Source organism: Paraburkholderia sp. BR10872 (assembly GCF_040965835.1).
Lineage (GTDB): Bacteria > Pseudomonadota > Gammaproteobacteria > Burkholderiales > Burkholderiaceae > Paraburkholderia > Paraburkholderia nodosa_A.
On the sequence record NZ_JBFRCN010000022.1, the window covers coordinates 58,238 to 80,404 of the forward strand.

The window sequence follows — 22,167 nt, forward strand, 5'->3', positions numbered from 1 at the left end:
GTCGTGCGCTGGGCGCGCGGGTCACGGCGAGGAAATCGAGGCGCCCGGCGTGTTGTCGCGAATGGACGAAAAGCGCGGGGCGGAGAAATCGCATTATCCCATTTTTGAGGGCGCGCCTTCGCAAGCGCGGGCTGCGCGGTCCGCCTGGCCGGCGCGACCCCGTTTTCGCGCTCCCGCCGCCTTCCGGCGTGCCCGTCGCGAGGCGCGCGGAGGCGGTAAAATCACGCTTTCCCCTTCCCTCTCGTGCCCTCGCGCACCTTCACGATGACCCAATCCATCCAGCGCCCCTCCGGCCGCGCCGCCGACCAGCTTCGCGAAGTCCGTATCACCCGCAACTACACGAAGTACGCCGAAGGATCGGTCCTCGTCGAGTTCGGCGACACCAAGGTGCTGTGCACCGCGAGCGTGTCCGAAAGCGTGCCGCCGTTCCTGCGCGACAAGGGCCAGGGCTGGCTCACCGCCGAATACGGCATGCTGCCGCGCGCCACGCACACGCGCAGCGACCGCGAGGCCGCGCGCGGCAAGCAAACGGGCCGCACACAGGAAATCCAGCGCCTGATCGGCCGCGCGATGCGCGCCGTGTTCGACCTCGAAGCGCTGGGTGCGCGCACCATCAACATCGATTGCGACGTGCTGCAGGCCGATGGCGGCACGCGCACGGCGAGCATCACGGGCGCGTTCGTGGCGGCCCACGACGCCGTCTCGAAGCTGCTGGCCACGGGCCGCATCGAACGCTCGCCGATCTCCGACTACGTCGCCGCAATCTCGGTGGGCGTATACGACGGCGTGGCCGTGCTCGACCTCGACTACGACGAAGACTCGCAGTGTGACACCGACATGAACATCGTCATGACGGGCTCGGGCGGCATGGTCGAAGTCCAGGGCACAGCGGAAGGTGCGCCGTTCTCGCGAGAAGAACTGAATGCACTGCTCGATCTGGCGCAAAGCGGCATCCGCTCGCTGATCGAGAAGCAAAAGGCGGCGCTGGAGATTTCGCATGGCTGATCTGCAGCCGGATTCAGCGGCTAAAACCGCGGCGGACGCGCTCTCGCGCGTCGTGCTCGCTTCGAACAACGCAGGCAAGCTGCGCGAGTTCGCGGCGCTGCTCGGCGCGGCCGGCATCGAGCTCGTGCCGCAAGGCACACTCAATGTGCCCGAGGCCGAGGAACCGCACCCCACCTTCGTGGAAAACGCGCTCGCCAAGGCACGCCACGCGGCGAAGCTCACGGGGCTGCCCGCGCTCGCCGACGACTCGGGCCTGTGCGTGCGCGCACTGCACGGCGCGCCGGGCGTGTATTCGGCGCGTTACGCGCAGCTTGCGGGGGACGAGAAGAGCGACGCGGCGAACAACGCGCTGCTCGTCGCGAACCTGAGAGATCACGCGGATCGCCGCGGTTACTACTATTGCGTGCTCGCGCTCGTGCGCCATGCCGACGACCCCGAGCCGCTCATCGCCGAAGGCCGCTGGCACGGCGTAATGCTCGACGTACCGCGCGGCGACAACGGCTTCGGCTACGACCCTTACTTCTACATTCCGGAACTCGAGGCCACGGCCGCCGAACTCGATCCGGCGCTCAAGAACGCGTCGAGCCATCGCGCCATCGCGCTGCGCCAACTGCTCGCGCGCCTCCAGGAGGAAGCGTGAGCCAGCAGCATCGAATCGGCATCGAGGTGGTCCAGTCGTTCACGATGCCTGGCAGCATTCGCCTCACGTCGCTGCCACCGCTCGCGCTCTACGTGCATTTTCCGTGGTGCGTGCGCAAGTGCCCGTATTGCGATTTCAACTCGCATGAATGGAAAGGCGAACGCTTCCCCGAAGACGATTACCTCGACGCGCTGCGCGCCGATCTCGAACAGGCGCTGCCGCTCGTCTGGGGACGCCAGGTGCATACGGTGTTCATCGGCGGGGGCACGCCCAGCCTGCTTTCCGCGGCGGGTCTCGATCGACTGCTTTCGGACGTGCGCGCCCTGCTGCCGCTCGACGCCGACGCCGAGATCACGCTCGAAGCGAATCCAGGCACCTTCGAAGCCGCGAAGTTCGCGCAATTTCGCGCGAGCGGCGTGAACCGGCTTTCGGTGGGCATCCAGAGCTTCAACGAGGCGCATCTGAAGGCGCTCGGACGCATTCACGACGCGGCGCAGGCGCGCCATGCGGTCGAGGTCGCGGCGAAGACTTTCGACAACTTCAACCTCGACCTGATGTTCGCTCTGCCGCAGCAGACGCTCGCGGAATGCCAGGCCGACATCGATACGGCGCTCTCGTTCAAGCCGCCGCATCTGTCGCTGTATCACCTGACGCTCGAGCCGAACACGCTGTTCGCCAAGTTTCCGCCCGCCCTGCCCGACGACGACCAGTCCGCCGACATGCAGGACTGGATTCACGAGCGCACGTCGGGCGCGGGATACGGACGCTATGAGGTTTCGGCTTACGCACAGCCGGATCGCCAATGCCGGCATAACCTTAACTACTGGCGCTTCGGCGACTATCTCGGGATCGGCGCCGGCGCGCATACGAAGCTCTCGTTTCCGAACCGTATCGTGCGCCAGGCGCGCTACAAGCATCCGGCGACCTTTATCGAACAGGCGCGCGCGGGCACGCCGGTCCAGGAAGAGCACGAAGTGAGCGCGCGCGATTTGCCGTTCGAGTTCATGCTCAACGCGCTGCGGCTCGTGGAAGGGTTTCCGGTACATCGTTTCATCGAGCGCACAGGCCTGCCGATCACAACGATCGAACCGGCGCTGCAGGAAGCGGAGCGGCGCGGGCTCATCACGCGCGATTACGAGAAGATCGCGCCGACCGAGTTGGGGCAGCGCTTCCTCAACGACTTGCAGGCGCTGTTCCTGAAAGACCCGCACTGAGGTCGACGCCGGTCGCCTGTGCGACTGCCGTCGCGCGTGCGTTTCGGGTTACAATGCGCGGCTTCGGAGGTGTGGCAGAGTGGTTGAATGCACCGGTCTTGAAAACCGGCGAAGGGGTAACCCTTCCGTGAGTTCGAATCTCACCGCCTCCGCCAGGACATCCTTCCCCATTTATCCGAATCAATCGGATTCAATCGGCGAAACGCCAGCCCAGCAAGCCTCCCCGAGATTTATTACAAAAACATTCCCTCGGAATCAATTGCTTTCCATCGGAAAAAATCGTAAATTTTTTGGTGGGTTGGTTGGCGGGTAGATTCGGCCAGTTCGAATTGACCTTGCCGCGTCAGCATTTCCCCTCGCTAAATCGACCGAGCCCCGCCCAGCGGGCCTCTCAGCGACAAGTTCGAATTCAAAATGCCCAAAAAGGCCAAAGAACTGGGTCCATTGGCCGTCAAGCAACTATCGGCGCCCGGCACGCATGCCGTCGGTCATGTGGCCGGCCTCGCCCTGCAAATCACCTCGGCCAACGCCAAATCGTGGATTTTGCGCGTCATGGTCGGCGACCGGCGCAGGGAGATCGGCCTCGGCGCCTATCCAAGCGTCTCATTGAAGGAAGCACACGAGAAGGCGCAAGCGCTCCGTGACGAGATCGCGTCAGGCGTTGACCCTGTGATGGCTCGAAAGGAGGCGGCCAGTCGCCTACGGGCCAGCCAGGCGCTCGAAGTAACGTTCGAGGATGCCGCGAAGCGGTTCATCAAGACGAAGGCGCCAGAGTGGAAAAACGCGAAGCACGGCGACCAGTGGCGTAACACGCTCGCCGAGTACGCCTATCCCAAAATCGGGAACCTGATGGTGCGGCATGTAACGCGCGCTCATGTTACGGAAGTGCTGGAACCCATCTGGACGACCAAGACAGAAACGGCCTCGCGCCTGCGCGGACGCATCGAGGCGATTCTCGACTGGGCCCGCGTCAAGGGATTCCGCGACGACGGTATTAACCCGGCCGCGTGGCGTGGCAACCTAGACAAGCTGTTGCCGGCGCCGAAGAAGACCAAGCGCGTGCGCAACCACCCCGCTCTGCCGATCGACCAAATGGCGGGTTTCATGGTCGCGCTGCGAGCAACGGAAGGTGTAAGTGCCCGGTGCCTCGATTTCACGATCCTGACAGCAGCGCGCTCCGGCGAGTCGCGCGGTGCGCGCTGGAGTGAGATCGACCTAGAGCGCGGCATCTGGTCTGTGCCACCCGAGCGCATGAAGGCGAAGAAAGAGCACCGCGTGCCACTCTCGTCGGCGGCCGTCGAGCTGCTGAAGGCGATCGAGCGCCAAGAGAATCAAGACCTCGTGTTTCGGAGCCCGCGCACTGGCGGCGTACTGAGCGACATGTCGCTGCTCGAACTGATGCGCCGACAAGATCTCGACGCCACGCCCCATGGATTCCGCTCGACGTTTCGGGACTGGGCGGGCGAGCACACGAACTACCCGCGCGAGCTGGCCGAGGTTGCGCTTGCGCACATCAAGGGCGACGCCACGGAGGCTGCCTACTGGCGCGGCGACGTGCTGGAGAAGCGCCGCCGGATGATGGCAGATTGGGCGGAATTTATTGTCAAACCGCACGGATCCGATGGCACGGTACCGGGCAACGATGAAATGGAAGAATCGGCATGAGCGATCAATGGGATAAAAAGTCACAAGAGGCCGCGGCGGCGCGCTATGAAGCCGAGTGGCGCGAGATGGTCGATAAGGCTGGTACGCCCGAAAGTTCCGCTCTCGACATCATGGATGATCTCGAGGATCTCTGGCTCGCCGTCGCCCCCGGCAAAACCGAGGACGACTTCGATGAGGAAATCGCGGAGCCTTATCACGATCGATGTGACATTGACGTTGAAGCAATGAAGGGCGAGTACTTGCAGTTGAACGGATTCGACGCTCTAGAATTCGCAAGGTGGCCATTGATAGAACAGCCGATTCTCATTGCCTATGGCCATGCCGTTCTAGCCCGACTAGCACACGCCGTTCCGGGCGATCCCGCTGCGCGCGACTACGCATGGTCGAACGTGCGCGAGGCGGCGTCTTGGCATGGTGTTGCAATGGGCCTCGCCAAAATCTGGAATGGCGGCCGCGGGCCGGTTAGCATTAGCGAGGTAAATCGCAAAGGCGGACTCGCACGCAACGCTGAAAATCATGCGATTCGAGACGACGCCTTTCAGTGGCTTGACGACAATTTTTCAGCATGCAAGAGCAAAGATGACGCGGCAGAACAACTGACGAGGATCGTGCCCGCGGCATTCCGCACATGCAGGCGCTACATAGATAAGTGGGATTTGTCAAGACGCGCTGCGCGCGGAGAGTAACCTCTACGCGCACACCGCAACCGCTGCGCGTAGAGGTTGCACGCTCCGCGCAGCGAGCTTTTTCGTAGACTGCATAAGGTAAAGAATCCGTATCGACCCGCCCAATTCCGGGCGCTTCCGAGTCGATACGATGAAAAAGTCAGACGCCCAAGCTCTCCAGCAATTCGACAACCTCCCGAACGCTGCCGGAGTCAGCGACACCGTTGTAGCTGCGCTATGCGGCTGCAACGTTTCCACCGTCTGGGATCGCGCCAAGCGCGGCGCCCTGCCAAAGCCGATCAAGATCGGCGGCTCTACCCGCTGGAACGTCGGCGAACTCCGTAAGCACCTGATGCCGGAGGCGGCTTAATGCAAAAGAAAAACGCCCGCCACCCCGAAGGAATGACGAGCGCCCTAGACAGCGCGAATGTTAACACCGCCGCCGACCATCTGGTGCGCTTTCTCGACCTGGTGAAAAACCCGAGCGAGCGCCTGCGAGTGGACGTGAAGGAGTTCCGCGGCAACACGTACATCGACGTCCGCGTCTGGTACGTGACCGACGACGGCGACTATCGCCCCTCCAACAAGGGCGTCATGTTCAAGCCGACACTGGCGGCCGAACTGATGCGCGGCCTCGCGCTCGCGGCGCGCTCCTTCGATCCGAAGGGGGCAAACTGATGCCGCGTGAAAATACAAATACGGCCGCCCGGGGCAGTGCCAAAAGTGCCAAAAGCCCCATGCGTTTTCGGAAAGCTGCCCGACACCTCAGTGCCAAAACTGACAGAAGCCCACTTTTGGCACTTTTGTCACTGACCCCCGGCGCTCTTTTCAAAAAAATGCGCTTGCATGGCGTAAACCTCGGCGCGTATACTTTCCTCGTGGCTGAAACAACAGCTACCGGGTTTGGCGACCTGAGATCCATAGGCGGACGACCGCCGCTGCGCGGTTTTTTTACGTCCGCACGCCTCTGCATGCACCTACGATCAATGGGTGGGCCGTGGTGGGGAGACCTTCGGGTCTGCCGGTTTCCTATGGGCCGGTTCGCCAACCCTGTCACGTGCCCGCCCACCCCATTTGGCGATGGACGGCGGGCCTCCAATACCATAGGAGTCCGCATGCGTACTAGCGCCCTCGCTCGTCCCGAGCAAACGCAATCCCCTATCGAACTCGCGAATAGCGCCCTGCGCGCCGCTGCGCTCGCGCCCACTGTCTTCGACGCACTCGACATCTGCGCCGACGCCCTGCTTGCGCTGGCCTCGCTCGCCCAGCCGATGGAGGTGCGCCATGCGTAACGAGACCCGCGACCTTCTCAATCGAAAGACGCTCCAGTTGGAAGCCCTGTTGATAGTGCTCGAAGTTGCTGACGAATCGGCGCCCAACGAGTTGACCCCGACCGCACGCACGAATTTTTCCTGGGCGATGGCCGACCTCATGTCCGACATCCGCGCTGCACTGAATAGCGAAACGGAGGCTCGAAATGGCTAATGCCCTTTGGATGCCGATCTGGCACGACGCTGGCCGCGAAGTCGATGGCCTCTGGCGCTCTGGCACCTACTACGGTACGGCGCTCGCCGACCAGCAGGCTGCGTGGGCGGAAGCTCGCCGCATGTGCGAGGAGATCGGTGGCATCGGCTTCACTGTCAGTCCTGTCGCGCCGGTATCAAGCGAAGGTGCTACCACCAAAGCGCCCCGTAGATCTCGGCGTATTCGCGGTGCTGAGCAGTCCTTAAGAGGCACCGCATGAGCAAGGGCCACGCAATCAAGGCCCAGGTAGGCCAGATGATCGAACGGGAGCGCAACCGCTGCCGTATGGCTATGGGCGAAAAAGCATGGAAGGAGCACGACGAATGGGTAACGCAGTACATCATCGCCTCGGCCAAGCAATGGCTGACCAGGCAAGCAGCGGAGGGCCGCCTGTGATCGACTATCTGAACGATTTTGACATCGATAACACGCTCGCAGTCAACGACGCGGCAAAGGATCGTAAGCGCATTGAGAAGGTGCGCTCCGAATTCTTTGCCAAAGCGCCGGCTGCAGTCGAATGGCCAGACATCGAGCCGCTACCGGACTCACTCAAGCCCGTCGAGCCGTTCGACATGGCTCTGTTGCCCGAGAGCTTGCGGCCGTGGGCGCAGGACATCGCCAACCGCGTGCAGTGTCCGCCGGATTTCATCGGCGCGACCATCATCGGTGCGCTCGGAATCGCCATTGGCCGCCGCGTCGGTGTGCGCCCGAAGCTCCGCGATGACTGGACGGAGTACGCCAATCAGTGGGTCTGTATCGTGGGCCGCCCTGGCGTCATGAAGTCGCCGGCAATGAGCGCCGTGCTCGCGCCGGTCAAGCGCCTCGACCTGGAGGCGAGCCAACGATTCGAGGACGAACTGGCGCTGCACGAGTCCGAAGCGAAGATCCATAAGATGCGGGAGGACGCAGCGGAAAAAAAGGCGATGGCGGCTCTCAAGAAGAACCCTGATGCGGCAGTTAGCCTGCATGAGTCCGAGCCGCTGGAACCGCCGAAGCTGATGCGATACTTGGTCAACGATGCGACGGTCGAGAAGCTGGGTGAGATCTGCGCGGACAATCCGCAAGGCGTGGGTGTGTTCCGGGACGAGCTCGTGAGCCTGCTAAAGGGCCTCGACCGCGACGGGCAGGAAAGCGCCCGCGGCTTCTATCTGACGGGCTGGAATGGCAATGACGGCTATGTCGTCGATCGCATTATGCGCGGACACCAGCGCATCGAAGCCGTGTGCCTCTCGCTGATTGGCTCGACGCAGCCCGGACGCCTGTCCGAATACCTGCGAAGCGCCATCGGCGGCGGCACAGCGGACGATGGCCTTGTGCAACGCTTCGGCGTGCTCGTATGGCCTGACGTGCCGCGTGAAAAGTGGGAGAACGTCGATTGCTGGCCGGACGCCGAGGCGAAGCACGCCGCGCATGCGGTATTCAAACGCCTCATTGAAGCCGATCCGGTCGAGACGTGGCATGCGGAAATCCCGGCCAACCCGGACGGCGAGCCAGACGGTAATCCACCCTTCCTGCGCCTGTCTCCAGAAGCCATGGAGATCTTCGTCGAGTGGCGAACGGAGCATGAAAACGCCCTGCGCGGCGGCGACCTGCACCCCGCCATGGAGTCGCACCTCGCGAAGTACCGGAAGCTGGTGCCGTCGATCGCGCTCGTGCTGCACCTCGCTGACGGCGGCACCGGCCCGGTGACGGACTACGCCATGAATCAGGCGCTCGCATGGGCCGCGTACCTGCGCAGTCACGCCGAACGCTCCTACGGCTCCGTGCTGGTGGCGGAGGTTGGCGGCGCGAAGGCGCTGTTGCGACGAATCAACGCGGGAGACCTGACAGACGGATTCTCGGCGCGCGACGTCTATCGCAATCACTGGTCAGAGCTGGAAAGCCGAGAGGCGTCGATGAAGGCGATCGGCACGCTGATCGAGTACGGCTATCTCGTGCCCGAGGCCTCTGAGACTGGCGGCCGCGCCAAGTCGGTGTACCGCATTCACCCTGGAGCACGCAAATGACCCGACGTGACGACATCATATGGAATCTCGTGACCACCGTTGAGTCATCGGTCAGTCACATGACTCGCTGGCAGCGTCACGCAGTCACGTGCGGCGCGCTCGAAGCGGCGGGCCACTTGATGGACCCGGGCATCAACACGCTCGCGACCGCGCATCGCCAAGGGATCAACTTCTTCCTGATGCAGCTCGACCGCGCGCTCGGCCGGCGCCTCGCACCGCACTTCGATGCGGGCTTCCTTGGGCTGCTCGTCGCGGCTGACGTGTCGCTCGATCAGTTGCGCACCATGGCGGAGGACCGTCGATGAACAAGTATCTCGCCCGCTTGCAGGCTGCATCGAGGACGGAAAAGCTAGGAACACCCCCTTTTGGCACTTCTGGCACTGATGGGGCGGGCAGTTTTCCGAAAACGCATAGGGCTTTTGGCACTTTTGGCACTGCCCCGGGTGGCCATGCTGAGAAAAACGCACACCGCGATGGCATCGTATGCGACGGCGCACTATACGCCGACGGCCCCTACCTCCCGTGGGGACCATATATCAATCGCAAGCAGCTCGACGCCATGCAGCGCGAGTTGTTCTCCGTGGTGGACGAGCTCGCGAAATTGGAGGGCTGGCCGGACGAAGGCTACGACCATGTGGTTATGTGCATCGAGCGACAGCCGATAAGCACCCTGCGCCCTGACCTCGCCCATTTCGCCGAGCGTTTGCGCATCGCTCGCGTTGAAGCGGCGGCGCGGGATGCGGCGGCCAGACGCGCATGGAGGTTCGATAGATGAGCGATTACAACCTGTTCGGCGGCGTGGACGCGCTGCGTGAGTCGCTGCGAAAGCTGGAGGCCGGATGCGTCGACACGGCAAGTGCGATGCGGACTCGCATCACCGCCCAGGAGCGCGCCATTCCAGAGCTGCGGAGGTTCGGGCACGGTATCGACGTGAAGCAGTATTCGGCAGCGCGCGAGCTTGTCACGGCCGTGGTGGCGGGCACGATGGGCGCCGACCGGCTGGAGGTGCTGCTCATGGCGCTCGAACTTGAGTTCGTAAAGCGAAAGGTGCCAGCTGATCGCTCACGCTCCAACAAGCGCTTCGATCAATTCTGGGAGACATTCGACGCGCTCGTTAGGGGGCGGCGATGTAGCAGCCCGAAAGACGCGCACATGCTGACGTGTGCTCGTGTCCCACCCCCGCATGCCGCGCTGAGCATGGCGCGCGATCGCTACCGTGTATTGCGCGAGGAGATGGGACTGACTTAGACGGCTGGATATGAATCGCCACGAGAGGCAGTAGTCCTAACATTGGACTGCTGCCTTTTTTATTGGCAGATCAATTGATGACTGACATTACCGACACTCTCGACCGGAGAACAATGTGAGCAGCAAACTCTCGGAACTTCGCGAACAGCGCAACGCCAAGGCCAAGTTGGCCAGCGAGATCAGCAATAAGTACCCCCCGAATCGGAGAATGCCGGCTGCGGATGCCGGGCGGCTAGACACGCTACTTGCGGAGGTCGAGGCCATCGATGTTGAAATCGCGCGTGAGCACCGCCGCGCGCAACTCGCTGCTGACGACCCTGCCGCACAGCATGCCGCAGCGCTGAACGCCGCGACGCGCACGCCGGGCGCGCATGGCGATGAATCGCGCGCGCTGCGTGCCTTCATGGCCGGCGGCATTTCCAATATGGCGGAAGGCGATCGCACTCGCATGCTTGCGCGTCAAACGCCGGACATCCGCAACGCAATGTCGACGACGACCTCGACGGAAGGTGGATTCACGGTGGCGACGGAGTATCAGCGCTCGCTCGAAATCGCCATGAAGTCGTTCGGCGGGATGCGTCAGGTTGCGCATGCGCTCCGCACGGCGACCGGTGCCACGATGAATTTCCCCACAACCGATCCGACCGCAGAAGAAGGCGAAATTGTCGGCCAGAACGGCCCGGTTACGGCACTGGACACGACATTCAGCAATCTCACGCTGGACGTCTTCAAGTACAGCTCAAAGAAGATTGCGCTCCCGTTCGAACTGGTGCAGGACAGCTTCATCGACATTGAGGCTTACATTCAGGCGCTGCTCGCGATGCGCCTCGGCCGCATCCAGAACCGCCACTTCACGATTGGCTCCGGCGTTGGCCAGCCGCGCGGCCTCGTGACGGCGGTTGGCAATGGCAAGGTCGGCGCAACTGGCCAGACCGTCAGCGTGACCTATGACGATCTTGTTGACCTCGAGCATTCCATCGATCCGGCATACCGTGACATGCCAGGCGTCGGCTACATGATGAACGACGATTCGGTCAGGGTCATTCGAAAGATTAAGGACGGCTTGGGCCGACCGATCTTCGTTCCTGGCTACGAGGCTGACGCAGTTATCAACGGCGGCGCTCCTGACCGCCTTATGGGAAGGCCGATCACCGTCAACCAGGACGTTCCGGTGATGGCGGCGAACGCGAAGTCGATCCTGTTCGGACAGATGTCGAAGTACGTCATCCGAGACGTGATGGATCTGACGATCTACCGCATGACGGACAGCGCCTTCACGCTGAACGGCCAGATCGGCTTCGTGGGTTTTGTGCGAGCGGGCGGCAATATCATCGACGCCGGCGGCGCTGTGAAGGCATACGTGAACTCCGCAACATGAACGACGGGAGCAAAGGGAATATATGAAACCGATCGTTGAAAATCCGAACTACCCGCGCCTAGACAGCATCCCGGAATATCGCGCCGAGGCAGACAAGCTGGCACGCTTCCACGCCGAGCTCACCAAATGCGAATCCCGCATCATCGAGTTGCATGCAGCGTGGTGCGATGAGCAAGCAAGAGCGTCGGCGCAGACTGACGCTGAGCGGATCGCCGAAGCGGAACGCTTGCTTGCCGGCAAGCAGGTTCAAGACCTCGCCGAACAGATCAAGCAGAACACGTCGCTCGCGGAAAGCCTGAAGCGCGCTATCGCGGCTCAGAAGATTGTTGTGCGGGATGCGCGGGCCAACTTGTCTCGCGCGGCAGCCAAACACTTCAGCGCAGAGCACAAGAGGCGCACCAAGCGCGTTGTCGATGCCCTTCTGGAATTGCACGCGGCGAATGAGGAAGAGCAGAGCCTACGGGATTCGATAGAGCTGCTCGGCTACGACGCGCAACTACCGTTCATGGCATTCGTGCCGCCTAACCTCGACACCATGAACCCTCATGAGAAGAGCGGCGGATTCATCCGGGCTTGGTATCGCGAGGCAAACGAATATGCCATGACCGAAGCGCAGCGTCAGGCCAACGCCGAGCAGGAAGCATCCGCGTCGCGCCGCCGCAAGCTGGCCGCCCTGACCTGACCCGACGCAATGTGTAGACCCGAGCCGGCCGGGTCCGTAGCGTCGGACGGGACAAGCGCAGAGTGTCCTGGCTCAAAACAACCTGCGCAGTCTGTGACCGGGCTCCGTCGCTTTGTGCGCCGGCGCTCTCCACCCGGGGCGCAGACAGAACGGGCCGCCGGATCATTCCGCGCGGCCCATTTCTCATATGGAGGATCTATGACAGCTGGACTTCAAATCTGGGATGCGAACGGCAAGCTGATGCTTGACGGCACGCACCGGCTCGGGCGCATCAAGGGCATCGTGCCCATCGATGGGTTCCCCAGCTCATATCCGGTTGATCTGTCGGACGGCACGCCTTTCTGGTCTTTCATGCCGGAGCAGTTGTTCTTCCACATCAGCAACCAGACCGCCTCGCCGATCATCACCATCGACGCAAACGGCGTGTACTGGACGTACAGCTCGACAGCCGGTCTCAACTACGCGAAGGCCGTGAAGGGCAGTCTGATCGTCGGTGTGTGCTGAGGCAAAGCATATGGCAACAGGAAAACTGACGATCGAGAACCCCGATGCGATGGCATCCATCATTGATGCGCTCGAGCAGGTGGCGAGCGAATCCGTGTTGAGGCAAGCAACCGTCGCCGGCGCGCGCGTGATCTTCGAAGAAGTGAAGCTGCGCACTCCTGTCGGCGTCGCATCGTGGGAGAGCCCCAAGAAAGGCGAAACGCGCTACCCGGGCTTCCTGCGCGACAACATCCTGCTCGCCTTCGACAAAGAACGATCCGTCGAAGGCATCCGCTCAACCTACCTCGTGACGTGGAGCAAAGACGCGTACTACGGCCGATTCGTCGAATACGGCCGGTCAAATATGGCTGCTCAGCCGTTCCTCAGGCCGGCATACGAAGCGATGCGCGACGCGGCGGCAAAGAGGTTTGGCGAAGTTATCGACCAGAAGGTCAAGGAGCTGACGAATGGCAAATGAAACCGTAGTGCGCCTCACTGGCGATTCCACCGGCTACGTGTCGGCGATGGACCGGGCGCGCAAGAGCATGGCTGATTTCATGACGAGCCAGGCGACGTACAACCAGCGCCTGTCAAATTCGGCAAAGGCAGTCGATGATGTCCGGAAAGCGCTGCAGGACCAAGGTCAGGCCGCTGTGGACTCATTCAGCAAGACCTCGCGCACCGCTGAGAGCTGGCTCACCGCGCTCCAGAAGCAGGCCGATCAAGCCGGCAAGACGCGGACCGAGCTGATGGCGCTGCGGGCGGCTGAGCTCGGCGTATCAGATGCCGCGCAGCAATACATCGACAAGATCAAGGCAGCTGACGCCGCGACGGCCGGCGCCGGCCACAGCGCCGCCGGCGCGCGCACGGAAATGCTCGTGCTGGGCCATGAAATGATGCAGGGCAACTGGTCGCGATTCGGCGGATCCATGATGGTCATGGCTGAGCGCCTCGACGCGCTCAAATACCTGGCGAATCCCGTCGCGCTCGGTATCGCGGCGATGGGCGCTGCGGCCTATGGCATGTACAAGGCAATCGACCTCGCGGCAGAGCGTGCGCAGGCGTTCAATGACGCCATGAACACGACCGCTGGATGGGCGGGGCAGACGCGCGAATCGGTGCAAGGCCTAGCCGAAGCTCTTTCGGCACGCTTTGGCGTCAGCGTTGGCAAGGCAACCGACGATCTCAACCAGATCATCGCCTCCGGGCGCGTCTCTGCCGACGTATTCCCACAAGTGGGTACCGTTGCTGAAGCGATGGCGAAATCGACCGGCGAAGCGTTCGACAAGGTGTTGGATAACCTACTCAGGCAGCAGGACGACGTCCGGAAGGCGGCCGAGGAATACCAGGCGTCTCATCACACGATGACCGAGGCCCAGATGTCGCTTATCGATCAGCTCGATAAGACGGGCCGTAAGCACGAGGCATTCGCAATCCTGGTTCAGCAGGAGTTGGCGGACATCGACATGAGCTCGAAGACGCACACCTCCGCAATAATCGGCTATTGGGATAACGTGATGGCGGCGTGGGATCGCTACACGCGCGCGCTGAGCGGCAAGTCGACCGATCTCGACGTGCTCAACGATCTCAAGGCAAAGCAGGCGGCACAGCAAAGCGGCCGCACCGCTAATTTTGATTACACCGACTATGGCCCACTGATCGCCGCGCAGCAGAAGATCGTCGACGCGAACAATGCCGAGCAGGCTGCCGCGGACAAGAACAACAAGACGAAAGCGCTGCTCGCCGAGTCGCAAGAAGCGGTCCGCAAAGAATACGAGCGCACGCTCGCGCCCGCTCAAAAGCTCACCGAGGCCATCACGCGCGACAACGAGATCATCGACAACCGGATCAAGCTGCTCAAGCAGGCGGGCACGTTCACGGACGCAATGGGCGCCCAGCTGGAGGCGCAGCGCAAACAGATGATCGCGTTCGACTCTCAGAAGATCGAACATCCCCATGCGGCCCGCACCAACGACAACTCGATCAACGCTGACATCGCGACTTTTCAGAGCCAGCAGAAGCAGATCGAGGACGCCCTGCGCTCGTCTCTCGACCACATCAAGGCGCTTCGCGCCGGCGGCCTCATCAGCGAGCAGGATGCGCTGACTCAAAGCTATGTCGCCGAACAGGGGGCGCTCCAAAAACGTATCGACCTCGACAAGCAGATGGAGGACCTCGCGCGAGGAAAGAAGAACACCGAGGCGTACCGCAAGTATGCGGACGACATCGCGCGCCTGCAGCAGCAGATGACCGGCAACTACCAAAAGTTCGCCGACGACACCGACACGCTGGCGAAAAAGCAGACTGACGCGCTGAAGGTGTACACCGACAGCCTTGCGGAACAGCTGAAAACGCAACAGACCGCTGCAGACCAGAAGCTGGCCGGCCTGTCGATGGGAACGAGCACCCGCGCGGACTACGACGCACAGATCAAGCTCATGGAGGACTATGACAAAAAGCGCGCTGCGCTCGCCAAGTCGCTCACGGAAGGCCGCTTGAGTAAGGATCAGTACAACTCCGAGCTGCAGGCAACGCAGGCGTACTACGACAGCGCCGTCGAAATTACCCGCAAGTCTTCGGACGACATTCTTGCGGCAAACCGCGATTGGACCGTCGGTGCATCGCGCGCGATTCAGGAATACGCGGACAGCGCCAACAATGTAGCTGGGCAGGTCGATGCGATGTTTACGAGCATGGCCAAGGGCATGGAAGACTCACTGGCCACGTTCGCAACCTCCGGCAAGCTCAACTTCCGCAGCCTGATCGATAGCATGATCTCCGACCTGGTGCGGATGCAGGCGCGCATGGCGATGTCTAGTCTCTTCAGCATGGCGTCCGAGTATCTCGGCAGCGCCTTCAGCGCACCGAGCGCACCGACCTCTTACGCTGGCGTGTTCCATCTGGCTGATGGCGGCCATGTGTTCGGGCCCGGCACGTCGACGAGCGACAGCATCCCAGCGATGCTATCGAACGGCGAATATGTGCTCAACGCATCTGCTGTGAGCCGGATCGGCGTGCCGAATCTCGACGCACTCAACAGCGGTGCCGCGCGAACCGTTGGTAGCGTGGCACACTTCGCGAGCGGCGGCGCGGCCGGTCCATCCGTCTACGACGCTATCACGCCAGCTTCGTCGGGCAGCTCGGCGCAGTTCAACATCACGATCAACGGAGGGGGCGGGAATTACGGCCCACAGGACGAGGCCGAGATCCAGCGCATGCTTCAGTCATGGGTGGACAGCCGGGCCTCCACGATGGTCGATAAGAAGATGAAGGGCCAAGGCGGTTACGCCTGGCAGATGAGGAACCGTAGTGTCTAGCGTGCGTGCTCGTATGCGATTCGGGCTGCATGGCGCAGCCCTGCATCAATGCTTCGTCGAGCTGGTCGGTGCGACTGACAAGGCGCGCGCAAGCAGCGCATCGGCGGCGGCGCGCACGGTGCCGCCGACCTTGTCAGCAGACTCTTTCATGATTGTCTCGCCGCGTGGCATGTGGTTGAGCAGTGTCGTGAACTGCTCACGGGTGAACTCGTCGGACGGCGGGCTGAATTCGAACGCGCCGTATGGCCCACTGCGCTCCATTACGAGGTATGCCCAAGCGCCAGTATCTGAGTTGCCGAGATACCCGGCGTACAGGTTCCGCGCCGGATGCGCCTCGAAGAACGCCTTGGCGTCCGCAGTCACTCGTTCGATGAGCTCGGTGTTGGTGGGTCGCTGCTGTTTCGACATGAAGTCCTCCGAAAAGCACCATGCTACACAAACGCCCTCAGGATGGCCCGCGCTGCCTACGGCCGCGGAAGTATCGACGCGAGCGCACGGACGGCACAGCGGGCCGCCTGCGCAGTCCCATGGCACCGCACCCCCGGGGGGGCGTGAAATCTCTACGGTTGCACATCGTGGGACACCGCGCGTCCTCCCATGCGGAGAAAAAATCCCCCTTTAAACACCTCTCGGTAATCAAACAGGAAAAATCAAATGACCATCAAACCCAATGGGCGCGGGGGTTCGCGGCCCGGAGCCGGTCGTAAGCCCAAGTCCGCGAGCGACGAAATCAAACCTGCAAAAAATCAAACCGCGACGAGCGGTCGCGGTGGCGCTCGAGCTGGCGCCGGCCGCAAACCGAAGGCTGAAGCGCCGTCGAAATCGACCGTGTCGCGCCGGGCTGCAAAGAAGGAATCGTTGGAGCAGCAGCCGCACGGAGGCGCGCTGAAGCGCACGAAAGCGCAGGCCGTTCCGATTGGCGACCGCGACATGCTGCAACTGCTCCAGGACATCGCCCTCGGCCGCGTCGAGGCGACGGTGATTCAGGTTCGCGCCGCGTCGGCGGCGTTGCCGTTTCTCCACATGAAGCTCGGCGAAGGCGGCAAGAAAGACGAGCAGGCCGACCGAGCGAAGAAGGCGGCAAACAAGTTCAGCCCGATGGCGGCCCCGCCTCGGCTGGTTGTCAGCAATGGAAAAAAATAGGAGGACAGTATGTCGACAGAGCGCGATCCAGCATGGGACGCTGTTCCGCAAACCGAAGACCCGATGGAGTTTCTGGGGGCTGTAATGGGCAATCCGGGCATCGCCATGGAGCATCGCGTCGAGGCCGCGAAAACGCTGATGCCATATCACCATGAGCAGCTCACGTCAGATGACGAGGACGAAGACGAAGGCTAGCTCCCCTTCTGTCGCGACTCCAGGTCACTTCACGAGGCTGAAGCCAATCGCAAGCGTGCTAATCACCGCGAGGATGGCAGCCGCCCATCCGCATATCTGACCAGAGATGCCGAGCCGGCGTCCCGCTGTGAGCGGATCGAAGACGTCATTCATCGGGCTCGATAAATCGTGGGTGCGCACGATTCGCGTTTTGATCTCCTCGGTCATCTTGTCGAAGCGCACGGCAACGAGGTACATGTTGAGAATCGCGAGGGCCACGCCAAAGCCATATCCGAGCAGCGTCGCCCGGCCTATCCATCCGGGTTGAGGCGGCCTACTCCCGGCGAGCAGTGTTGCCACTCCTGCGAAGCCCGCGGCATTTAGCACGACAAGGTGCTTGACGGTCTCAAGGTCCCACGCTGACGACCGCTCCGCCAATCGCTCCCACCACTTTTCAAGTGAAGTCCTCAAGACTTGGCGATGGGACAATTCTTCCGCTACTGCACGCGCATCATTCGGGTCTTGTGTAGTCATAGTTCTCTAGGTATCGCAGCCGGCAGCGGCCAGATTCGAGCGGCTCGTGTCAGACGGCAATTAGGCTGGCGACGAAAGCTAACCCCTTCTGTCAGTTTTGTCAGTGGGCCCGGGCAGCGCGCACGGAAACCGACTGGCTTGCTACTTCAACCAGCTCGGGACCCACCCGGAGCCTTCTTCCTTTTTTGGCTTTTTCAGGCCAAAGACTTCCTCAACGTGCTGACGCAGCACCGCGATCGTCCCGTCTGGGCGGATCTTGTGCTGCACGCCGATCGCGTTGAGCACGCGGATGCGGGCCGCGTTCTGCTGCTTGCGTGTTAGTTCTGTCAGCTCTTCTTCGTCCAGGAACATTAGCTTTCTCCATTGGAAACGGGGACGATACCGCTTATCTCGTGACCTCGTGAAGCTGCGAACGGAATTCGGGTCCGGATACAAGCCGTGAACCACGGTCTTTGTGGCGAGTTGCGTGGTAGCGGCGCGGAATGTCCCTCTAAGCCGCGCCAACCGGCCGTCACTACCGGACACTGCCGCCGTCAAACTGACGGCATGAGAGATACCGAAGGAGCATCTCTTTTCCGAACAATCCGAAACGACTGAAACGCGGGCCGAGCATGAAATATTTCGACGCTCTTCCGCCGGTGGTCGATTAGCTTGGCGAGCTGCTCCGCGTTTGCAGAGCATCGGTGGCCAAGGATGACCTCACGTAGCGTAAAGTGCGGCTCGAAATTTAGAAAATACAACCCGTTTTCCGGCTCTCGATCGTTCAGGCCAGCAAAAAAACGCCACTCTCGCTCGTACGCCCAATCCTTAAACTTCGTCGTCAGAATGGTACGCATCTGGGGCTCGTTCAACAGTTCGCCCCTGCCGATGTGCTCCAGCAGACCATTCAGGCGCCGCGGTTCGTACTTGACTTGGTAGGCCTCCGCATCGGTGACGTCGAATCCTAGGCATACGCCTTTGTGCTTGTCGCCGTAGTGCGCCCACATGACCGGGCTATCCCAGGTCCGGCTGGTGCACAGCATTCCAACTGACTCCGACAAGTGATTGTGCAGAATCCGATATAGGTGTCGGGCGCGCGTCTCACCTACCCAGGCGCCCAGCAGCTCGAAAGGGTCGTTGGCTTCGGGAACGGTCGACAGTTTGAGACGCTTTTCCTCCAAGATGCGTTCGGCATACTTCAGTTGGGTGAGGTAATAGAGGCGCATGGTTGTTCTGTAGTTGTGACGTCAGGGGCTCTGCCCGCATTGTGCAACGTCCGCCACCATTCGGAAAATCGCCAGCACAGCAGACAGCGGTGAATTTCCTTACACCTATGCGCGCGTGCGCGCGCGAGATTGAAATCGAGTTTTCCCATGCCTATGCGCGCGCGTGCGCGCGAACCCTGAGTCGGCGAGACGTGCTGTTTTGTTCGCTGACAAGATCGCTTTGGCAGGACGCCAGGAGACATTCTCTAATGGTGGGTTGTTTGGTGGGTAGATCGAGACAAATCTCCTCAAACCCTTGCCAGTATTGAATCATAGGCGGACACCGCCTCCGCCAATTCGTGAAACCTGGCGCGACTGAACGCCAGCGTGTCGTCAAGATGCCGGCCCTCAGGCCGAAACGCCATCGATCAACGAGATGCCTGCCCTGCGCTACGCGAAAATGCGTGGTCAGCATTGCACCCTCAGTAATCAGGACTGCGAGTTATTTTGCGCTGATCATCTCGCGCCGAGCGTATGACACGGCAATCAACAATTAAAGGGTCAAACCCAAAAATCGCCCCAGAAAATCGCGCTCAATTCACTAGGTGAAAACCCTAACCATGAGGTAAAATGCTACCCATTGATGGGAAAGATCGCCATGCCGCACCAATACCAACTGCTCGAGAAATTCGCGTTTTCGCTCGTCGTCCTGTTCGCCGTGATGTGCTCCAGCTACATCGCGTGGGAAAGCTCGCCCAATCTGCGTGACAACTTCCAGGTCGGCAAGGAGCTGTTCCTGAAGAGCGGCGAATACTCGTACGCCTGCGCAACCACCGCGGCCGATCCCTGCGCGCAGTTCCCGGTCGAATAAGCACCTCGAATACCCTCGCCGTTTCGCCCGTCCCGTGACTACGCGGGACAGTTCTGATTGCTTCCCGCTGCGTATCGTCTAAGCTCGATTCAGGTTCCGCTTCCGAGCTTGTTCGACATGCTCATCCGCGTCCAGTGGTCTTGCGGTTCGTCCGCACACAGCGCCTCCCTCGCACGGCGCCTCGGTCTGGTTTTGCTGCTCGCGATGCTCGGGTGCCTCGGCGCCTGCACGATCACGCCGCCGCCCAGGCCGCTTCTCGTCATTCCCCCCGCGGCGATCAATAGCGCCACACTCGACGACTACCGCACCACGGTGGCGAAACACATCGTCGAGCACAACCCGTCCTACGTTCTGCACGGCGCGCCCCAGGCCATGCTGCGCTCGCTCGTGGTCGTGTCGTTCACGGTCAATCGCAATGGCCAGATCGTGAAGTCGTCGGTTTACCGGACCAACGGCGACGACGAAGCCGAAGCCACTGCCCTCGCAACGTTGCGCCGCGCCGCGCCTCTGCCGCCGCCGCCGGGCGGCCTGCTCAATTCCGCGGGCCAGCTCGAGATGTTCGAGGACTGGCTCTTCAACGACAACGGCAAGTTCCAGTTGCGCACGCTCGCCTCGCCGCAGGCGCAGAACTACCAGTGACCAACGCGCTTCGCGCGATACCTGACGCGCGCGAGCCTGCTTACGCCCGCCTTGCTGCACGGCGCGCACGGTCGTTATAATTTTTCGCTATCCCCAGCCGGCGCCCGCCGGCCATACCTCTTGCCATGCGCCATCCGCGCGGCCGCGTGAGGCTTCGACCGCGCTTTCGCCTTCTTGCGCCTATCGGCGCGCGCTTTGGCCGGTCGGGAATCAACGCGCACGGCCCGCGCTGTGCGTTGCATACTGGCGAAGCGTCGCCGCCTGACGGACGCTGCCGGAGCGTCGAGCATCAGGCACGCGCCCCGCTACGCTTCGAGCCTGTACAAAGACGCCCGCGCAAAGCCACGCAAGACTCAGGCGCAAGCGCGTCACAACGACTGGAGACCCTTGAATGTCCACCTCACCCATTTCGCCCGCGCGCGCCGATCAGGCAAACGCAGCGAAGCAGCAAAGCACCGCGCGCGTGATCTTTGCGAGCTTTATCGGCACCGCGATCGAGTTCTACGACTTCTATGTGTACGCAACGGCCGCCGCGCTCGTGATCGGCCCCGTGTTCTTCCCGCACGGTTCGGCTACGGCGCAGGCGCTCTCGGCGTTCGTCACCTTCGGCATTGCGTTCGTCGCGCGGCCGATCGGCTCGTTCATCTTCGGCCACTTCGGCGACCGTATCGGCCGTAAATCGACGCTGGTGGCGTCGCTGCTCGTCATGGGCCTCTCCACCACGCTGATCGGCTTCCTGCCCGGCTATGACGCGATTGGCAGCCTCGCGCCGATCCTGCTGTGCATCCTGCGCTTCGGCCAGGGCATTGGCCTCGGCGGCGAATGGGGCGGCGCCGCGCTCCTCGCGACGGAATACGCGCCGCAAGGCAAGCGCGGCTGGTTCGGCATGTTCCCGCAGCTCGGGCCGTCGGTGGGCTTTCTCGCCTCGAACGGCCTTTTCTTCGGCCTCGCTTCGACGCTCTCCGACCAGCAGTTCCGCGACTGGGGCTGGCGCGTGCCGTTCATCGTCTCGGCGGTGCTCGTCGCGCTCGGTCTGTACGTGCGCATGAAGATCGCCGAGACGCCCGCCTTCAAGGCCGCTGTCGAGCGCGAGGAACGTGTCAAGGTGCCGGTCGCGACGCTGCTCTCGCAGTACTGGTGGCCGACGCTGCTCGGCGCGCTCGCCATGGTCGTGTGCTACACGCTCTTCTACAACGCCACGGTGTTCTCGCTCTCGCACGGCGTGACGGCGCTCCACATTCCGCGCCCGACCTTCCTCGGCATGCTGTGCATCGCGGTGGTGTTCATGGGTATCGCGACGCCGATCTCGGCCTGGCTTTCCGACCGCTTCGGCCGCAAGCCCGTGCTGATCGTCGGCTGCATTCTGGCGATTCTCTCGGGCTTCACGATGGAGCCGCTGCTCGGCAGCGGTGCCACGCCGCTCGTGCTGCTCTTCCTCGTGATCCAGCTGTTCCTGATGGGCGCCACGTTCGCGCCGATGGGCGCGCTGTTGCCGGAGCTGTTCCCGACCAGCGTGCGCTACACGGGCGCGGGCGTGGCGTACAACCTGGGCGGCATTCTCGGCGCATCGGTCGCGCCGTATATCGCGCAGGTGCTGGCAGCGCGCGGCGGACTCTCGTGGGTCGGCGCGTATGTGTCGATCGCCGCCTGCGTGAGCCTGTTCGGTGTCCTGTGCATGCGCGAGACGCGCCATACGTCGCTCTCGTAACGCAACGCCGCAACAATGAAAAAGCGGAGGCCGCCAGGCGGTCTCCGCTTTTTTTATGCCTTTTTTGATCGCTTTGGGTACGCGCGA

Annotated in this window: 29 protein-coding genes and 1 tRNA gene; 26 read left to right on the forward strand and 4 right to left on the reverse strand. The window is 62.2% G+C overall.

Translation table 11 applies throughout. The annotated features are described in order from the left end of the window. Positions 1 to 264: 264 nt before the first annotated feature. The 21 genes from rph (at position 265) to AB4Y43_RS18780 (ending at position 15,827) form a co-directional block, all read left to right on the forward strand. The gene (gene rph / locus AB4Y43_RS18680; protein WP_342948546.1) at positions 265 to 1,005 is read left to right on the forward strand and encodes a ribonuclease PH; all 741 of its coding nucleotides are present in this window, start codon (positions 265 to 267) and stop codon (positions 1,003 to 1,005) included. Continuing rightward, entirely contained in the window at positions 998 to 1,645 is a 648-nt protein-coding gene (rdgB, locus tag AB4Y43_RS18685; protein WP_368728488.1) for an RdgB/HAM1 family non-canonical purine NTP pyrophosphatase, read from the forward strand. The genes rph and rdgB overlap by 8 nt, the downstream gene beginning before the upstream one ends. Before the next feature lie 44 nt (positions 1,646 to 1,689). Then, on the forward strand, positions 1,690 to 2,859 hold the full coding sequence (gene hemW / locus AB4Y43_RS18690; protein ID WP_342948597.1) for a radical SAM family heme chaperone HemW: 1,170 nt from the start codon (positions 1,690 to 1,692) through the stop codon (positions 2,857 to 2,859). 65 nt (positions 2,860 to 2,924) lie between these two features. Further along, positions 2,925 to 3,014: transfer RNA gene (locus AB4Y43_RS18695), tRNA-Ser, on the forward strand. A 259-nt stretch (positions 3,015 to 3,273) separates the two neighbouring features. After that, positions 3,274 to 4,524, forward strand: a complete 1,251-nt coding sequence (locus tag AB4Y43_RS18700; RefSeq protein ID WP_368728489.1) for a tyrosine-type recombinase/integrase — start codon at positions 3,274 to 3,276, stop codon at positions 4,522 to 4,524. Next, positions 4,521 to 5,210, forward strand: a complete 690-nt coding sequence (locus AB4Y43_RS18705) for a hypothetical protein (RefSeq protein WP_368728490.1) — start codon at positions 4,521 to 4,523, stop codon at positions 5,208 to 5,210. The genes AB4Y43_RS18700 and AB4Y43_RS18705 overlap by 4 nt, the downstream gene beginning before the upstream one ends. Positions 5,211 to 5,340: 130 nt before the next feature. Beyond that, positions 5,341 to 5,559 carry a helix-turn-helix transcriptional regulator gene (locus tag AB4Y43_RS18710; protein WP_368728491.1) on the forward strand — a complete coding sequence of 73 codons (219 nt, stop codon included), beginning with the start codon at positions 5,341 to 5,343 and terminating at the stop codon, positions 5,557 to 5,559. Continuing rightward, positions 5,559 to 5,867 carry a transcriptional coactivator p15/PC4 family protein gene (locus AB4Y43_RS18715; protein WP_368728492.1) on the forward strand — a complete coding sequence of 103 codons (309 nt, stop codon included), beginning with the start codon at positions 5,559 to 5,561 and terminating at the stop codon, positions 5,865 to 5,867. Before AB4Y43_RS18710 ends, AB4Y43_RS18715 begins: the two co-directional genes overlap by 1 nt. A 437-nt stretch (positions 5,868 to 6,304) precedes the next feature. After that, complete coding sequence (locus AB4Y43_RS18720) at positions 6,305 to 6,481, forward strand: hypothetical protein (protein ID WP_368728493.1); 177 nt, start codon at positions 6,305 to 6,307, stop codon at positions 6,479 to 6,481. Further along, positions 6,474 to 6,674 carry a hypothetical protein gene (locus tag AB4Y43_RS18725; RefSeq protein WP_368728494.1) on the forward strand — a complete coding sequence of 67 codons (201 nt, stop codon included), beginning with the start codon at positions 6,474 to 6,476 and terminating at the stop codon, positions 6,672 to 6,674. Before AB4Y43_RS18720 ends, AB4Y43_RS18725 begins: the two co-directional genes overlap by 8 nt. Then, positions 6,667 to 6,933, forward strand: a complete 267-nt coding sequence (locus AB4Y43_RS18730) for a hypothetical protein (RefSeq protein WP_368728495.1) — start codon at positions 6,667 to 6,669, stop codon at positions 6,931 to 6,933. The genes AB4Y43_RS18725 and AB4Y43_RS18730 overlap by 8 nt, the downstream gene beginning before the upstream one ends. Continuing rightward, a complete protein-coding gene (locus AB4Y43_RS18735) occupies positions 6,930 to 7,109 on the forward strand; it encodes a hypothetical protein (protein WP_069265322.1) in 180 nt (59 codons plus the stop codon). The genes AB4Y43_RS18730 and AB4Y43_RS18735 overlap by 4 nt, the downstream gene beginning before the upstream one ends. Then, positions 7,106 to 8,719, forward strand: a complete 1,614-nt coding sequence (locus AB4Y43_RS18740) for a YfjI family protein (protein WP_368728496.1) — start codon at positions 7,106 to 7,108, stop codon at positions 8,717 to 8,719. Before AB4Y43_RS18735 ends, AB4Y43_RS18740 begins: the two co-directional genes overlap by 4 nt. After that, positions 8,716 to 9,024, forward strand: coding sequence for a hypothetical protein (locus AB4Y43_RS18745; protein WP_368728497.1), 309 nt, complete (start codon positions 8,716 to 8,718; stop codon positions 9,022 to 9,024). The genes AB4Y43_RS18740 and AB4Y43_RS18745 overlap by 4 nt, the downstream gene beginning before the upstream one ends. Beyond that, positions 9,021 to 9,494 carry a hypothetical protein gene (locus AB4Y43_RS18750; RefSeq protein WP_368728498.1) on the forward strand — a complete coding sequence of 158 codons (474 nt, stop codon included), beginning with the start codon at positions 9,021 to 9,023 and terminating at the stop codon, positions 9,492 to 9,494. The genes AB4Y43_RS18745 and AB4Y43_RS18750 overlap by 4 nt, the downstream gene beginning before the upstream one ends. Beyond that, positions 9,491 to 9,967, forward strand: coding sequence for a hypothetical protein (locus AB4Y43_RS18755; RefSeq protein WP_368728499.1), 477 nt, complete (start codon positions 9,491 to 9,493; stop codon positions 9,965 to 9,967). Before AB4Y43_RS18750 ends, AB4Y43_RS18755 begins: the two co-directional genes overlap by 4 nt. A gap of 115 nt (positions 9,968 to 10,082) precedes the next feature. Beyond that, a complete protein-coding gene (locus tag AB4Y43_RS18760; RefSeq protein ID WP_368728500.1) occupies positions 10,083 to 11,345 on the forward strand; it encodes a phage major capsid protein in 1,263 nt (420 codons plus the stop codon). Between the two features lie 22 nt (positions 11,346 to 11,367). Next, entirely contained in the window at positions 11,368 to 12,027 is a 660-nt protein-coding gene (locus AB4Y43_RS18765; protein ID WP_368728501.1) for a hypothetical protein, read from the forward strand. A gap of 198 nt (positions 12,028 to 12,225) precedes the next feature. Beyond that, a complete protein-coding gene (locus AB4Y43_RS18770) occupies positions 12,226 to 12,531 on the forward strand; it encodes a hypothetical protein (RefSeq protein ID WP_368728502.1) in 306 nt (101 codons plus the stop codon). A gap of 10 nt (positions 12,532 to 12,541) precedes the next feature. Further along, on the forward strand, positions 12,542 to 12,988 hold the full coding sequence (locus tag AB4Y43_RS18775; RefSeq protein ID WP_368728503.1) for an HK97-gp10 family putative phage morphogenesis protein: 447 nt from the start codon (positions 12,542 to 12,544) through the stop codon (positions 12,986 to 12,988). Next, positions 12,978 to 15,827 (forward strand): phage tail tape measure protein, encoded by a 2,850-nt coding sequence (locus AB4Y43_RS18780; protein WP_368728504.1) that lies wholly within the window; start codon positions 12,978 to 12,980, stop codon positions 15,825 to 15,827. Before AB4Y43_RS18775 ends, AB4Y43_RS18780 begins: the two co-directional genes overlap by 11 nt. Positions 15,828 to 15,872: 45 nt before the next feature. Here AB4Y43_RS18780 and AB4Y43_RS18785 read toward each other — a convergent pair whose 3' ends face one another. Then, the gene (locus AB4Y43_RS18785; RefSeq protein WP_368728505.1) at positions 15,873 to 16,235 is read right to left on the reverse strand and encodes a hypothetical protein; all 363 of its coding nucleotides are present in this window, start codon (positions 16,233 to 16,235) and stop codon (positions 15,873 to 15,875) included. A 246-nt stretch (positions 16,236 to 16,481) separates the two neighbouring features. On the opposite strand from AB4Y43_RS18785, the gene AB4Y43_RS18790 reads away from it, so the two are divergent. Next, positions 16,482 to 16,970, forward strand: coding sequence for a hypothetical protein (locus AB4Y43_RS18790; protein WP_368728506.1), 489 nt, complete (start codon positions 16,482 to 16,484; stop codon positions 16,968 to 16,970). A gap of 9 nt (positions 16,971 to 16,979) precedes the next feature. Next, on the forward strand, positions 16,980 to 17,165 hold the full coding sequence (locus tag AB4Y43_RS18795; RefSeq protein WP_368728507.1) for a hypothetical protein: 186 nt from the start codon (positions 16,980 to 16,982) through the stop codon (positions 17,163 to 17,165). Between the two features lie 24 nt (positions 17,166 to 17,189). On the opposite strand, the gene AB4Y43_RS18800 is transcribed toward AB4Y43_RS18795, so the two are convergent. The 3 genes from AB4Y43_RS18800 to AB4Y43_RS18810 form a co-directional block, all read right to left on the reverse strand. Next, the gene (locus AB4Y43_RS18800) at positions 17,190 to 17,678 is read right to left on the reverse strand and encodes a hypothetical protein (RefSeq protein ID WP_368728508.1); all 489 of its coding nucleotides are present in this window, start codon (positions 17,676 to 17,678) and stop codon (positions 17,190 to 17,192) included. A gap of 141 nt (positions 17,679 to 17,819) precedes the next feature. Next, on the reverse strand, positions 17,820 to 18,029 hold the full coding sequence (locus tag AB4Y43_RS18805; RefSeq protein ID WP_368728509.1) for a DUF4224 domain-containing protein: 210 nt from the start codon (positions 18,027 to 18,029) through the stop codon (positions 17,820 to 17,822). A gap of 182 nt (positions 18,030 to 18,211) precedes the next feature. Next, the gene (locus AB4Y43_RS18810; RefSeq protein ID WP_368728510.1) at positions 18,212 to 18,883 is read right to left on the reverse strand and encodes a DUF2971 domain-containing protein; all 672 of its coding nucleotides are present in this window, start codon (positions 18,881 to 18,883) and stop codon (positions 18,212 to 18,214) included. Between the two features lie 637 nt (positions 18,884 to 19,520). Between AB4Y43_RS18810 and AB4Y43_RS18815 the strand changes: the two genes are divergently transcribed. The 3 genes from AB4Y43_RS18815 to AB4Y43_RS18825 all read left to right on the forward strand — a co-directional run bounded on the left by AB4Y43_RS18815 (position 19,521) and on the right by AB4Y43_RS18825 (position 22,080). Further along, positions 19,521 to 19,733, forward strand: a complete 213-nt coding sequence (locus AB4Y43_RS18815) for a hypothetical protein (RefSeq protein ID WP_028205175.1) — start codon at positions 19,521 to 19,523, stop codon at positions 19,731 to 19,733. 204 nt (positions 19,734 to 19,937) lie between these two features. Further along, the gene (locus AB4Y43_RS18820) at positions 19,938 to 20,372 is read left to right on the forward strand and encodes a TonB family protein (protein ID WP_256094568.1); all 435 of its coding nucleotides are present in this window, start codon (positions 19,938 to 19,940) and stop codon (positions 20,370 to 20,372) included. 391 nt (positions 20,373 to 20,763) lie between these two features. Next, a complete protein-coding gene (locus tag AB4Y43_RS18825) occupies positions 20,764 to 22,080 on the forward strand; it encodes an MFS transporter (RefSeq protein WP_069262692.1) in 1,317 nt (438 codons plus the stop codon). Positions 22,081 to 22,167: the final 87 nt, after the last annotated feature.